Source organism: Waterburya sp., from assembly GCF_058530065.1.
Window position 1 is genome coordinate 1 of the sequence record NZ_JBZNBU010000204.1, and the last position, 12,961, is coordinate 12,961.

A 12,961-nucleotide genomic window follows, 5' to 3' on the forward strand; every position below is an offset into this window, starting at 1 on the left:
AAAAGTTGACGGCACTCCATACTCGGATGCAAGCTCCGAGTCCGTGCCTCCTCATGGGGGAGAGCCAAGGGGCTGACACCTGAATTTATTTCAGGTGCTTGAAAGCCCCGCCCAAGACCGCACTTTTCCGCAAGGGAACGCACCCGAACCCGAAGGGCTATAACCTATAACCTATAATAGGAAGGCTGTGGGGGATTAGGAGACTGATTTCTGATTTCTAATCCCTCTTTGGTCATTCCTTTAACCCTTAACCCTTAACCCTTTCCCAATCTCTATTATGCAATTGGTTTTGCACGATTACTTATGTCTGGTTGGCAATTTTGGATCGATCGCGGTGGTACTTTTACCGACATTGTGGCGCAAACTCCTACGGGAAAAACTGTAATTCGGAAACTCCTGTCAGAAAACCCCGAACAATATACCGATGCCCCCATACAGGGAATTAGAGACTTGATGGGTGTTGGTAAAAACGAACCTATCCCGACAGAAGAAATTGAAGTTATCAAAATGGGGACGACGGTAGCCACTAACGCTTTGCTAGAAAGAAAAGGCGATCGCGTTGTTTTGGCTATCACTCAGGGTTTTAAAGATGCTTTGCGTATCGGCTATCAAAATCGTCCCGATATTTTTGCCTTAGAAATTGTGTTGCCTGAAATGCTTTACGAACGGGCGATCGAAATTAAAGAGCGTTACGACCCACGAGGCAATGAATTGATTCCCGTCGATTTGGTTCGAGCTCAACAAGATTTACAAGCAGCATACGACTGTGGCATTAATAGTTGTGCGATTGTGCTGATGCACGGCTATCGCTATCCCCAACACGAATTACAAGTAGCCCAGATTGCCCACGAGATTGGTTTCTCACAAATATCCATATCCCATCAGGTCAGTCCCCTAATTAAATTTATAAGTCGCGGAGATACTACCGTAGTGGATGCTTACCTGTCTCCGATTTTGCGTCGCTATGTAGAACAATTTACCGCCAACTTATTCCAAGGAAAAGAACAAGACCCACAAGCGCGATCGACTCAATTGATGTTTATGCAATCCAATGGCGGGCTAGTAGAAGCAGACTTGTTTCAAGGAAAAGATAGTATTCTTTCTGGCCCTGCGGGGGGTATTGTGGGGGCAGTAAAGACTTGTGCTTTAGCTGGGTTTAATAAAATTATCGGCTTTGATATGGGCGGTACTTCTACCGATGTCAGCCACTATGCAGGAGAATACGAACGCAGTTTGTCAACAGAAGTCGCAGGAGTTAGATTGCGATCGCCCATGATGTCGATCCATACTGTAGCTGCGGGGGGAGGCTCAATCTTATATTTTGATGGTAGTAGATATCGAGTTGGCCCCGAATCGGCAGGAGCAAATCCTGGTCCTGCTGCCTATGGTAAGGGAGGAGATTTAACCGTTACAGACTGTAATGTCATGGTGGGCAAATTGCAGCCTAAATTCTTTCCTCAAGTATTTGGTCTTAATGCCGATTCACCTTTAGACCAGGAAATAGTTCGAGTAAAATTTCAGGAATTAGCCAGGAGAATCCAAGATGGTAGAAGTTTGGTCGAGATTGCCTCTGGTTTTTTAGCGATCGCTGTTGATAATATGGCAAATGCTATTAAAAAGATTTCTTTGCAAAAAGGCTATGATGTCAGCGATTATACTCTCTGTTGTTTTGGCGGTGCGGGAGGACAACACGCTTGCGCCATCGCCGACTTACTAGGAATGAAAAGAATCTTTATTCATCCCTATGCAGGAGTATTATCTGCTTACGGTATTGGTTTGGCGGATATCAGAATTATGAAGGAAAAATCTTTAGAAGTTGCATTGACATCAGAATTACTAGGGGAATTAAAACTTCTTTTTCAAGATTTAAGCGATCGCGCCCAACAAGAATTAAACCAACAAACTACTGTTCGAGAAAATATTACCATCCTACAAAAAGTTCATCTCAAATATCTCGGTACGGATTCAAGTCTCTTAGTAGACTTTGCTACCTTGCCCGCAATGCGATCGCAATTTGAAAGGGAATATCAAAATCGCTATGGTTTTATCGCCAATCAACAAGAATTAGTAGTAGAAACTATTTCCCTTGAATTGATTTGTCCCACATATAACCCTCCGACAAAAACTATTCCCAGACAAAATAACGATTCTCCCCAAGCAATTGCTCAAGTCAAAATGTATACCGCTAATAATTGGTACGATACCCCAGTTTACGACCGAAACAAGCTACAACCAGGAGATGCGATCGATTCCCCTGCTATTATTATCGAACCAACGGGAACTAATATCATCGAACCAGGCTGGCAAGGAATAATCAGCGATCGCTTAGACCTTATTTTAGAACGTATTTTTGTTTAATCTGAAGGTTCTTGAAAAAAACTATTATACGCTTGGTGTGAATTAGCTTCGCCATCTAGGTTATTAGCTATTTCAGATTCAAATAGTTACTAAAAAGTTAACTATATAGATTTAGAGTTACGTAATTCCTTCATTCTATTCTTGTAATTTCAAGATAGACAACTAAAATATTGCGCTCGACAATCAATAGATCGGAGTCTATCTGTTTATCCATTACCTACTATCTCCTACCTATCTCGATCCCTCTTTATTATTCCCCTTGAGGGAAGACGGGACTACCTACTTATCCAACCGTACCAAGTTAACAATAGTGACATTCGCCTGGGGAAATAAAACAATTCACGATAGATTAAATAGATAACTGGTAGCTATTTATACGATTACTTTAGGTAGGAGCAAATATGAGTAAAACTGTAGCTGAAATTATGACTGTCAATCCGATTTCGGTATCGCCTCAGACTTCTTTACAGGAAGCGATTCAGATCTTGGCAGAGAAAAAAATTAGCGGTATGCCTGTGGTTGACGTTAAAGGAAACTTAGTAGGAATTATTTCTGAAACCGATCTGACTTGGCAAGAAACAGGAGTAGATACACCTCCCTATGTGATGTTTCTCGACAGTGTAATTTATCTCCAAAATCCTGCCAAACACAATCGAGAGTTACATAAAGCTCTGGGACAAACTGTAGGAGAAGTGATGAGCGATCGCCCTGTAACTATCAAAAGCGATCGCTCTGTACGGGAAGCAGCTAGGTTGATGCACGAAAAAAAAATACGTCGCTTGCCCGTAGTGAACGAAGAGTCAAAATTAGTGGGCATCATTACTCAGGGAGATGTAATTCGCATGATGGCAGCAGAGTAGACTTTTGGCGCGAGTTCTACTAATCTCGATCGAGTTAAAGCAAAAGACATTATTGATTTTAAAGCAAATTTTTAAAACCAGTTTTAATTATGACTATTACCCCAGAATCAATTCAAGAATTATTAGATTCGGAAGATTTCGGCATGAGAATTCGCGGTTTAAACCAGCTACGACAAATTGACATAGATACGGCTTTTGAAATGGTCAAGCCTTTGATAACTGACGATAATACTCGCGTGCGTTATGCAGCAGTGAGCCAGTTAGATACTTTGGGGCAAAACAACAAAGAAACGTCCATCACAATTTTGCGCGATCGCTTGTTTAACGATCCCGAACCAGACGTGCAAGCAGCCGCCGCCGATGCGATCGGCGGTTTAAAATTAGTAGAAGCCTTTGAAGACTTGTCTAATACCTATCACAGTACGTCTGAATGGTTGGTGCAATTTAGTATTGTTGCTGCTTTGGGAGAATTAGGCGATCCTCGTGGTTTCGATCTTTTAACCGAGGCTTTGCATTCTGATAATAATCTTTTACAAACTGCTGCTATTGGTTCTTTGGGGGAATTAGGCGATTCTCGTGCGGTTTCTTTACTATCAGCTTTTGTAGATAATGAAGACTGGCAAATACGCTATCGTTTGGCTCAAGCTTTGGGTAGATTGGGAGGAGATAAAGCCCAAGCGATGATTGCTAAATTAGCAGAAGATGATTCGGAACAAGTAGCCCAAGAAGCCAAGAATAATCTTAAATAGTTTTAATCAAAATTGAATTTGTTCTAAACAACTATAATTGTAATATTATAGTTGTTTTTTTATTAAATGCGAAAACTTTTCCCTATTATTGCTGTTTCTACTGCTGTAATTATATTAACTAGTTTAATTATTGGTGGTATTAATAATAAATGGTTTTTTCTCAGTAGATTGGGACATTTACCTTGTAATTTGTGTTTCGATTTAGACACCATGAGAAACTATTTACAGGAGGGTGGAAAAGCCAATGTAACTATATATTTTAGCGAACTTCGTCAGAAAACTTTAATAGATTGTACGTCAAATTTTGTAGAACGAGAAGCGGATGGTAGCTATAAATCTCTATCTCATGAATCGAAACAAGAATTAATTAAACTATTAGCTCAAAATACAAACGTTTCAGAAGTTAAAAGTGAATTTGGAGAAGCATTATTATTTGAAGCAATATATGAAGGCGAAATAGATACGGCTCGGTTTTTGATGGAAAATGGAGTTAATGTTAATATCAAGCAAAAGTATGGAGGCTCGACTCCTTTACATACTGCAATTTTTAGAGGAAGGCTAAGTCTGATTAGTTTGTTAATCGAACATGGTGCAGATTTAGGTATTAAAAATGGTGGCGGACAAACTTCTTTTCAATATGCTATTGGAAATAATAATGTCGAGGCGACAAAATTATTAATCGAACTTGGAGCAGTTGTACCTAAAAATGCTTATATTTATGTTCATAACACTTATAGTGACAAGCAAGAGATAATAGAATTATTATTAAAACATGGTGCTGACATTGATGCTGTTGGTAATTACGGTAGAACTTTAATTTTTAATCTTAAGAAGAAAGAAGATATAGAATTTATTCTTAATAATGGAGCTAAATCTAATATTCAAGATAGATACGGTAAAACACCTTTATTCCATGCTCGGAATAAAAAAATCGCTAAATTATTAATCGATCGCGGTGTGGATATTGATGTTCGCGATCGAGATGATAATACTGCCTTATCTTTTGCCCTTCAAAGTCAAAAAAAAGATGTAGCAAAATATTTAATTGAAAGAGGAGCGGATGTCAGTTGGAGACATAAAAAAGGTGCAACTCTATTATTTTATGCTCCCAATCGAGAAATAGCTGAGTTATTAATAGAAAAAGGTGTAGATCTTCATACCAAGAATACTTATGGTGCTAATGCTTTGGTTTCTTTTGTAAATCTAGAAAAATCCATGTTACTAGTAGAAAAAGGTATCGATTTCAATACTAAAAATCGCAATAGTGATACTGCTCTATCTCTTGCTCTTAAAGGTGGAAAAATAGATGTAGCAAAATACCTAATTGAAAAGGGTGCAGATGTCAATTGGAAAGGCGATCGCGGTGAAACTCTGTTATTTTATACTCGAACTAAAGAAATCGCTCAATTATTAGTCGCTCGCGGTGTAGATATTTATGCTCAAGACGATTCGGGTTCTACGACTTTATTTCATGCAGTTAGTAATGGTTATAAATCCGATCTAGTTGAATATCTAATCAAACTAGGAGCAAATATTCATTGGAAAGGCGATCGCGGTGAAACTCTATTATTTTATGCTCGAACTAAAGAAATCGCTCAATTATTAGTCGCTCGCGGTGTAGATTTGAACGATCTAGATAATGATAGTTTTAGTGCTTTATATAAGGCGGTTAATGTACCCAAACATGATTATAGTTGGTATAGTCATCACTATCCTAAAAGTGTAAGTATCAGATTTAATTTATTACAATACCTGATAGCCAATGGTGCTGATGTTAACTGGAAAGATCGAACGGGTAAAACTCTATTATTTTATGCTACAGATATACAAACGGCTAAGTTGTTAATTGAAAATGGGGTAGATATTAACACTAGAGATAATAACGGTTTGACGGCTATACATAAAACTATTAATAAACTTCATACTAAAGAAGAACTAGATTTAATTAAATATTTAATCGATAATGGTGCTGAACTTAATACTATACACACCGATAAAAACGGAACAAACACTACTCTTTTGATGGCAGCTTTTGAAAAATCTAATAATTTTGGTGAGTTTTTAATAGCGAATGGCGCAGATGTAAATCATCGAGACGATAACGGAATTAATATTTTAACTAGAACCATCATTAAATATCGTTTAGATATAGCAAAACTATTAATAGATAATGGTGCAGAGATTCAATATTTAAACGATAAGAATCTAAAAGATCTAACTTCTAGCGAATACCAAAAATATAAAAATAGCCAATTTACTCAATCTTTATGGACTAATAAATTGTTGCAATTAGGCGAGCGATCGCAATGGATGAAATACTTCAAAAGAGAAAAAAATAAAACATAAAAAACCCCAATACAATATATTATATTGGGGGTCATAAATAAATTAATAAAAATAACTACTTGCGTTTTTTATTAATTACAGATCTTCTCATGTTTGGAGGAATAGCTAAACTTTGAATAACTTGGTACTTGCGATCGCTTTCCATTTGTTTGAGTTCGGTGTAATCTAACCAATGGATACAATTAACAGGACAAGTATCTCTAGCTTCCTCGACTAACTCTTCAGGATCTCCATCTTGATTGAATACCCTAGCGCGCCCGTGTTCTGGTTCGATATAAAAGGTGTTAGCTGCAACGTGGGTACAATTTTTGCAGCCAATGCAGATATTTTCATCCACATATACTCCTCTCTGTCGCCATGTCCCACCTAGCTCTGGTTCAAAACCCGTTCTTTCGGCAGTATCTCTCAGGATACCGCCTAATTCTGGCTCGAAACCGCTTTTCTCAGGAGGAGAAAAATCGGTCATTTAAGCACTCCAACGTTGAACGACTAAGCGGATCGATCCGTCTTCGTTATTTTCTTGCTCGGTAATATTGAACCCTTGATTAGCGGTTTCTTTAATTACAGTGTGATAAGCATAGCGTTGAGTTACCTGACGCAAGAAGCCATCAACCGTCAAAGGCTGTTGCCAATATTGCAAGTGTGCTACTAATTCGTATTCGCTACCATTCCAACTAAAACTAAAGTCGTAGTCATTAGTCTGTTCGATGACGACATCGGCTTTGTGAGTCTGTCCTTTATAGCCTCTAACGATTCCTGGACCATTTTTCCAATCGATATCTAAATCTTTTAAAGCGGATTTCAAAGATTCTAGGTTACGGATTTTTGTTTTGATATTGCTGAAATGTGACATTAATTTCCTTGATGTAATTGAAGTAGAATTATTGCAAATTATTCTGTTAAATTTACCAATCGCTGTAGTTAGCTTGAGTAGCTACATTACTAGATTGGCTGGTATTTTGAGCATAATAGTCAGAGGTTGGTTTTTGGTTAACTACAACCCCTAACTCCGCTTCAATTGCTGCTGTCACCTCTTGACAAGACGAACCAACAATTCCTGTGACTGTTTCCTTTACCCTCCCATCGGGATAGATGATAAATTCTAGTGTTTCCATATAGTATGCGCTGTACGCTGGTGGGACATTCAACTGCGATTGACTGAAAACTAACTATCAGTTTAGCGAGTCACTATAATTTTTGTTATATCGCTGTGGATATAAAAAAATTCAGCAATTGCCCTATTAATATGAGAATCTTATCAAAATTTAATAATATATGAGTCAGCTACTGCTGTATATTTTAAGTTTTCCGCAATCCCTGTTTTGAGTCAAGGGAAACGATCGAGTTAAAAATATTTTGTTTACAAAAAGATACATTGCTTAAAAATAGTAGATGAATTAAGCAGCAGTTAAAGATAATTTTTGATTTATTCGCCCCCACTACCTCAGATAATAAAATCTGTTATGTGTTGAAGTTAGAACTAGAAATGATTACAAGCAAAATAGAAAATCCAATTAAAGTCGGTGTTTTGGGTTTTGGAGGTTTGGGACAGGCAGCAGCCAGAATTTTAGCTTCCAAAGGAGAGATGACCTTAGTCGCAGCAGCAGATAAGAAAGGCTACGTTTGTGATTCTAGAGGAATTGATATTAACGCAGCTATTACTACTTATCATCAAAATAGCTCTGTGGGTTATTTAGAAAACGGTGGCAATTTAAGCAACAACAGTATTGCCGATCTGATCGCTCAAGCAGAAGTAGACGGGTACTTCTTAGCTTTACCTAACTTACCGAATACTTTTATGGCAGATGTAGCCCGAGAATTTATTAAGTCTGGTTGGCAGGGAGTCTTAGTAGATGCTCTCAAACGTACTAGTGCAGTGGAACAGCTGTTAGAATTGCAATCTGACTTGCAACAGGCAGGAATTACTTATCTAACTGGTTGCGGTGCGACTCCTGGCTTATTAACTGCTGCTGCTGCTGTGGCAGCCCAAAGTTTTGCAGAAATACATAGGGTTAAAATCGTCTTTGGGGTAGGTATTGCTAATTGGGAAGCCTATCGAGCTACAATCCGCGAAGATATCGCTCATATGCCTGAATATGATGTGGAAACAGCTAGAGCGATGACCGACGAAGAGGTAGCAGCATTGTTAGATCAAACTAACGGAATTATTTCTTTGGAGAATATGGAACACGCTGACGACATTATGCTGGAGTTGGCTGGTATTTGTAGTCGCGATCGCGTCACTGTGGGAGGTATAGTAGACACTCGCAACCCCAAAAAACCTTTGAGTACTAACGTCAAAATTACTGGACGTACTTTTGAAGGCAAAACGTCAACTCATACTTTCACCTTGGGGGATGAAACTAGTATGGCTGCTAATGTTTGTGGTCCTGCTTTTGGCTATTTGAAAGCAGGTATGGCGTTAAATCGTCGCGGTATTACTGGTTTGTTTACTGCTGCTGAAGTTATGCCCCAATTTGTTAAATAATTTCCTCAATAATAATTGAATTCAAGCGATCGTTACTTGTCAGGCGATCGCTCTTTTGTTTAAATATAACAATATCTACAAGGGTTATGATATAGAACTCTTAGTACATATTACCTACGAGTAATTAACCAAACCTATCCTCAAATTGGCTCTAAAACTTACTTTGAAAATCAGTAATTTTTCGGTATAAATGTAAGTATTAAAAAATATTTACATTTTATTATTAATTTACCGTGAAGCAAAATTTATATCCTGAAAAGTTACAAGTATCTTTAGATACATTTTTGCAAAAGATGCACCTCTTAAATAGAGCAGATAATCCTCCGTTAGTTTTAAAAATGGCTATGGGTTGGACAAACCAACAACCTTTACTGACTAAAAAGCTTTTGGAGTATATCTTGCAATCGGAAGCAAAAATTCATGCAGGAGAAGAAGGAGTAGCTATTGAAAAAATTATTAGGAATCGTTTATTAAAAGAATTCAAGCAAGACGAGCTTACTTTAAATATTAGAAAATCATTATATAAAAAAGATTTAGAAAATGTCCTAGAAATAACAGATGGCTTACTGCAGGATTGCGATCGCCTTTATCTTAAGAGAATTCAAAATAATTTGGGTTTAACAGACTCCCAGTGCAGGGCGATCGAAGATAGGTTAATAAGTTTAGAACGCTATTTGGCATTAGATGAAGATAGAAGAATTCTAGCCTATGAAAATAATATTAATAACTTGTCTGCCATTAGTAGTAATGAGGGAGAAAACAATAATTTTGCTGCACTAGAAATCAACCCCAAAGAACAACAGCTAAATAATCAAAAATGGCGCTCGGTAATATTAATTTTATTAACTCCTTTATTATTTTTCTCTTTTAGAAGTTTTACTTGGTTAAGACAAAATAGAGTAGTAGCTAACAACAACGTTAATCCAGAGCAACAAAAACTTTGCGTAGATTTAGCTAGCCGTCAATCTCCTAGAATGAGCTTGGGAGAGAAATTACTTACTAAAGAGTACGGTCAATTAAAACCTGCCAGTGTTATGGCTTCTCATGAAGGAATGGCTGCATTTGCTAGATGTGAATTTTCTCTGGCACAACAAAAATATCAGCAGTCTTTAGCTATCGAAAAAAACAATCCCGAAGCTTTAATCTATTACAACAACGCTAATGCGATCGCCCAGCCACACTTTAAAATAGCTGTTAGCATTCCTTTAGGTAGCAAACCAAGTATAGCCTGGGAAATTTTACGGGGTGTGGCTCAAGCACAGTCAGAAATCAACCGAGAAGGGGGAATTCGCAACCGTTCTTTATTGGTTCAAATAGTCAATGATGATAACAATCCTAACATAGTCGAACAAGTAGCCCAGCAATTATCTGCAGACCAAAATATTTTGGCAGTAGTGGGACATAACGATAGTAATTCTTCTTTGGCAGCGGGGAAAATCTACGAACGAGAAAAATTAGTGATGATTTCTCCTACCAGTACTTCTACCAAACTATCGGGAATGGGCAATCATGTCATGCGTACAATTCCTAGCGTTTCCGCCTTAGCTGAAAAATTAGCCAGTTATGCCGTATCCAATTCCTTGACCGATATTGCCATCTGTAGAGACTCTGAAGATTCTGCCAGTCGCTCCTTCTCTCAAGAATTTGGCGATCGCATTACAAGCAGTGGTGGCAGCGTTAAACCAATCGATTGTGACTTGGCAAAAGACGACCTAGAACCCGACTCAATTGTTGCTCGAGCCATAGCTGAAAATGCCGATGCTATTCTTTTAGCACCATCAGTTAACAAAATGAACCAAGCGATCGCCGTAGCTCGTTCTAACCGACAGCAACTACCCTTGCTAGGCAATCATTCTTTATACACGTATGAAACTATAGCAACTGGTCGAGAGGCAATTTCTGGGATGGTTATACCTTCTCCTTGGCTGGCAGATTTAGAACTTGAAGATAATTTTTCTCAAGCAGCAATGGACTATTGGGGAGGTAAAGTTAATTGGCGTACTGCCATGGCTCATGATGCGGTAGTAGTCATTGCTCAAGGATTGGAGGATGCGAACAACCGTTCTGAATTACAGGCTGTCTTGACTAAATCCGATTTTTCTGTGACTGGCGCAACGGGAAAGTTGAAATTTTCTCAAGGCGATCGTTTGGGTAAAATACAACTAGCCTATGTCAAAAAATCTCCCGCAGAAAACAAATATCAGTTTTCTCGCTTATAAGTAGATAGTTTTATTCAACTAGTAATAGTCTTGGCGATCGCCTTTTTTTGATGGTTATTCTTCTAGCAAGCGAGTAAATCGATCCCGCATACTTTGTAGTTTTTCTTCAGATTTAGGAACAGAGGCAACTCGAACATCAATTTCTAAAATATTTTCTAACCGAGTTGTTTTTTCCCAAACTTTAGTTTCTGTAGGAGACTCATTTTGATAGCGAAAAGATACTGTTTCTGAATTGACATCAAGAATTTCTACATTCTTGACCCAGCCGTTACTGCTTCTAACAAAAAGCCATACATCTGATTGACCGATTAGTTCTTCAAGCTTTCTTTCCATAAGATAGATCGACTCTCCATGAAATTTACAGTAGAACAATATTGCATCCACTATAAGGCATATTTTTCAATTTTGCATGGTTGTTTTTTGTGTTCTCTTAAATAACAAAAAGAAAGCACAAGAGTATTTTATACAACAAAATAAACTATTTATTTTGAAATAGTTTAATTGATATTTAAAGCCAAACATTATGACCCAAGGAGCAATTTATACACCTAATTACTTGTCTATTTGGTTTTGTGGAAAGCTTTATTCTAATTAATAAATGAGGAATAATTATTTGGGAAATTATTAATAATTATTCCTCAAGCAGATCTATTTAAACCCTTTTAAAGTAGTTTTAAATTTATAGACTTCGTACAATACCAGACTTCCTGCTACTCTTAAATTTAAAGAATCAGATTTGCCTACCAGATGGCGTAATTTATTACCAACTGACGAATTAATGCGATCGCATTTGGGGCAACCATACATACCGCCCAAGCGTAGAGATGAGAACGGATAATCGACTAACCGTGAAACGCCCGCTTTATCTTATCTCCAGACTGTTTGTAACTGAAACTCATTCCCCTGTAAGGTAAGTACCTAAGCAGAATTATTTATACATTTGGGTGACGGGGTGTCCTAAAGAATACCGCGACCCATAACGGGGTGACTAGGAGAGTAAATATTACCTACTAGATGGTGCTACCTACCCCTCACTATGAAATTAATTTTGCATTACTACTTAGAGTAGGCATTGCCCACTCTATAAAAAACCAAATATATGCCAACAGCAATGCAAATATAGAACGCGCTTCTTGATTCTTGTCACACGAATAAAATACAAATGGGATTAATTTAGGGGTGTAAACTCATCCCAGATAATCCCATGTACAAAAAAGTAATTCTTGCGATTTTATTTTTAGCTTCGTCTCCTAAACTGGCTATGGCTTCTGATTTTGAAGCCTATAAAGAGCAACAAATAACTAAGGCAAGAAAGTCTATTCAAGAAACTCGCTCAATGTGTCTTGGCTCTGAAGTTAGAGAGCCTGGATATGAACTGGGTAGAGCTTTGTGTGTTGATTTTATGCAAAATCATGCAAAATTAATGTCAAATCTCTATAAATCCCGTAATATGTTGGCTTTGTCTGATGCTCATTTAAAAATAATCCGAGCTACTCGTAATGTAAGAATGACAATTCATAGCGATCGTATGACTGTGCTTGCAGATAGCTTTAAAGACAGTGATCCAGAGTTATATGAATCTTTGCGGAATATTCGCTAATTTGTGACCAGCTACTCAGGCGATTTATTTGGGTTCGATTCCCGAAGTAGCTATGGCGTGTCTAAGACCGACTTCGACGGTCATTATCGAAGTTAGACCGAGCGCAATCATTCCCGATTGGATTGCGTTGATGCCAAGGGTGACAGCCTGGAAAGACAGGTAATAGAAGTGGGATTACCAGACGTGGGGGTCGTTAGAAAGGGTATTCAATCCCAAGACTCATCCCGCTTTTAAGCTACCGAACGAGGGCGGTAATCGGTTTTTGCCGATCCGACCTCGTATTTGGTGGTGTCAAATAATTAACTCGTAACCAATAACTCGTAACTCGTAACTCGTAACCG

The 12,961-nt window shown here is 38.0% G+C and carries 11 protein-coding genes; 7 read left to right on the forward strand and 4 right to left on the reverse strand.

Features of this window, described 5'->3' with window-relative positions:
- Positions 1-303 precede the first annotated feature (303 nt).
- The 4 genes from AC33VI_RS12680 to AC33VI_RS12695 all read left to right on the forward strand — a co-directional run bounded on the left by AC33VI_RS12680 (position 304) and on the right by AC33VI_RS12695 (position 6,313).
- On the forward strand, positions 304-2,358 hold the full coding sequence (locus AC33VI_RS12680) for a hydantoinase/oxoprolinase family protein (RefSeq protein ID WP_491782630.1): 2,055 nt from the start codon (positions 304-306) through the stop codon (positions 2,356-2,358).
- A 401-nt stretch (positions 2,359-2,759) separates the two neighbouring features.
- Positions 2,760-3,218 (forward strand): CBS domain-containing protein, encoded by a 459-nt coding sequence (locus AC33VI_RS12685; RefSeq protein ID WP_491782631.1) that lies wholly within the window; start codon positions 2,760-2,762, stop codon positions 3,216-3,218.
- Positions 3,219-3,307: 89 nt separating this feature from the next.
- Positions 3,308-3,967 carry a phycobilisome degradation protein NblB gene (gene nblB / locus AC33VI_RS12690; protein ID WP_491782632.1) on the forward strand — a complete coding sequence of 220 codons (660 nt, stop codon included), beginning with the start codon at positions 3,308-3,310 and terminating at the stop codon, positions 3,965-3,967.
- A 66-nt stretch (positions 3,968-4,033) separates the two neighbouring features.
- The gene (locus AC33VI_RS12695; protein WP_491782633.1) at positions 4,034-6,313 is read left to right on the forward strand and encodes an ankyrin repeat domain-containing protein; all 2,280 of its coding nucleotides are present in this window, start codon (positions 4,034-4,036) and stop codon (positions 6,311-6,313) included.
- Between the two features lie 55 nt (positions 6,314-6,368).
- Here the strand turns inward: AC33VI_RS12695 and AC33VI_RS12700 are convergent, their stop codons facing one another.
- From AC33VI_RS12700 to AC33VI_RS12710, 3 genes are read right to left on the reverse strand one after another with little or no spacing between them, the layout of a single operon-like run.
- Entirely contained in the window at positions 6,369-6,779 is a 411-nt protein-coding gene (locus AC33VI_RS12700; RefSeq protein WP_491782634.1) for a ferredoxin, read from the reverse strand.
- Positions 6,780-7,166 carry a DUF1257 domain-containing protein gene (locus AC33VI_RS12705; RefSeq protein WP_491782635.1) on the reverse strand — a complete coding sequence of 129 codons (387 nt, stop codon included), beginning with the start codon at positions 7,164-7,166 and terminating at the stop codon, positions 6,780-6,782.
- A gap of 52 nt (positions 7,167-7,218) precedes the next feature.
- Complete coding sequence (locus AC33VI_RS12710; protein ID WP_491782636.1) at positions 7,219-7,428, reverse strand: DUF2997 domain-containing protein; 210 nt, start codon at positions 7,426-7,428, stop codon at positions 7,219-7,221.
- Positions 7,429-7,799: 371 nt separating this feature from the next.
- Between AC33VI_RS12710 and bioU the strand changes: the two genes are divergently transcribed.
- Positions 7,800-8,801 carry a (S)-8-amino-7-oxononanoate synthase BioU gene (gene bioU / locus AC33VI_RS12715; RefSeq protein ID WP_491782640.1) on the forward strand — a complete coding sequence of 334 codons (1,002 nt, stop codon included), beginning with the start codon at positions 7,800-7,802 and terminating at the stop codon, positions 8,799-8,801.
- 233 nt (positions 8,802-9,034) lie between these two features.
- Positions 9,035-11,020: an ABC transporter substrate-binding protein gene (locus tag AC33VI_RS12720; RefSeq protein ID WP_491782637.1), complete on the forward strand. Its 1,986-nt coding sequence runs from the start codon at positions 9,035-9,037 to the stop codon at positions 11,018-11,020.
- A gap of 54 nt (positions 11,021-11,074) precedes the next feature.
- Here the strand turns inward: AC33VI_RS12720 and AC33VI_RS12725 are convergent, their stop codons facing one another.
- A complete protein-coding gene (locus tag AC33VI_RS12725; protein ID WP_491782638.1) occupies positions 11,075-11,353 on the reverse strand; it encodes a DUF6679 family protein in 279 nt (92 codons plus the stop codon).
- 871 nt (positions 11,354-12,224) lie between these two features.
- Between AC33VI_RS12725 and AC33VI_RS12730 the strand changes: the two genes are divergently transcribed.
- Positions 12,225-12,620: a hypothetical protein gene (locus tag AC33VI_RS12730; protein WP_491782639.1), complete on the forward strand. Its 396-nt coding sequence runs from the start codon at positions 12,225-12,227 to the stop codon at positions 12,618-12,620.
- The last annotated feature ends 341 nt before the right edge of the window (positions 12,621-12,961 follow it).

Excerpts from the sequence above, each read along its gene's own strand:
- AC33VI_RS12700 (WP_491782634.1), bottom strand. The coding sequence starts at position 6,779 with ATGACCGATTTTTCTCCTCCTGAGAAAAGCGGTTTCGAGCCAGAATTA.
- AC33VI_RS12730 (WP_491782639.1), top strand. The coding sequence starts at position 12,225 with ATGTACAAAAAAGTAATTCTTGCGATTTTATTTTTAGCTTCGTCTCCT.
- bioU (WP_491782640.1), top strand. The coding sequence starts at position 7,800 with ATGATTACAAGCAAAATAGAAAATCCAATTAAAGTCGGTGTTTTGGGT.
- AC33VI_RS12695 (WP_491782633.1), top strand. The coding sequence starts at position 4,034 with ATGCGAAAACTTTTCCCTATTATTGCTGTTTCTACTGCTGTAATTATA.
- AC33VI_RS12725 (WP_491782638.1), bottom strand. The coding sequence starts at position 11,353 with ATGGAAAGAAAGCTTGAAGAACTAATCGGTCAATCAGATGTATGGCTT.
- nblB (WP_491782632.1), top strand. The coding sequence starts at position 3,308 with ATGACTATTACCCCAGAATCAATTCAAGAATTATTAGATTCGGAAGAT.
- AC33VI_RS12705 (WP_491782635.1), bottom strand. The coding sequence starts at position 7,166 with ATGTCACATTTCAGCAATATCAAAACAAAAATCCGTAACCTAGAATCT.
- AC33VI_RS12680 (WP_491782630.1), top strand. The coding sequence starts at position 304 with ATGTCTGGTTGGCAATTTTGGATCGATCGCGGTGGTACTTTTACCGAC.
- AC33VI_RS12710 (WP_491782636.1), bottom strand. The coding sequence starts at position 7,428 with ATGGAAACACTAGAATTTATCATCTATCCCGATGGGAGGGTAAAGGAA.
- AC33VI_RS12685 (WP_491782631.1), top strand. The coding sequence starts at position 2,760 with ATGAGTAAAACTGTAGCTGAAATTATGACTGTCAATCCGATTTCGGTA.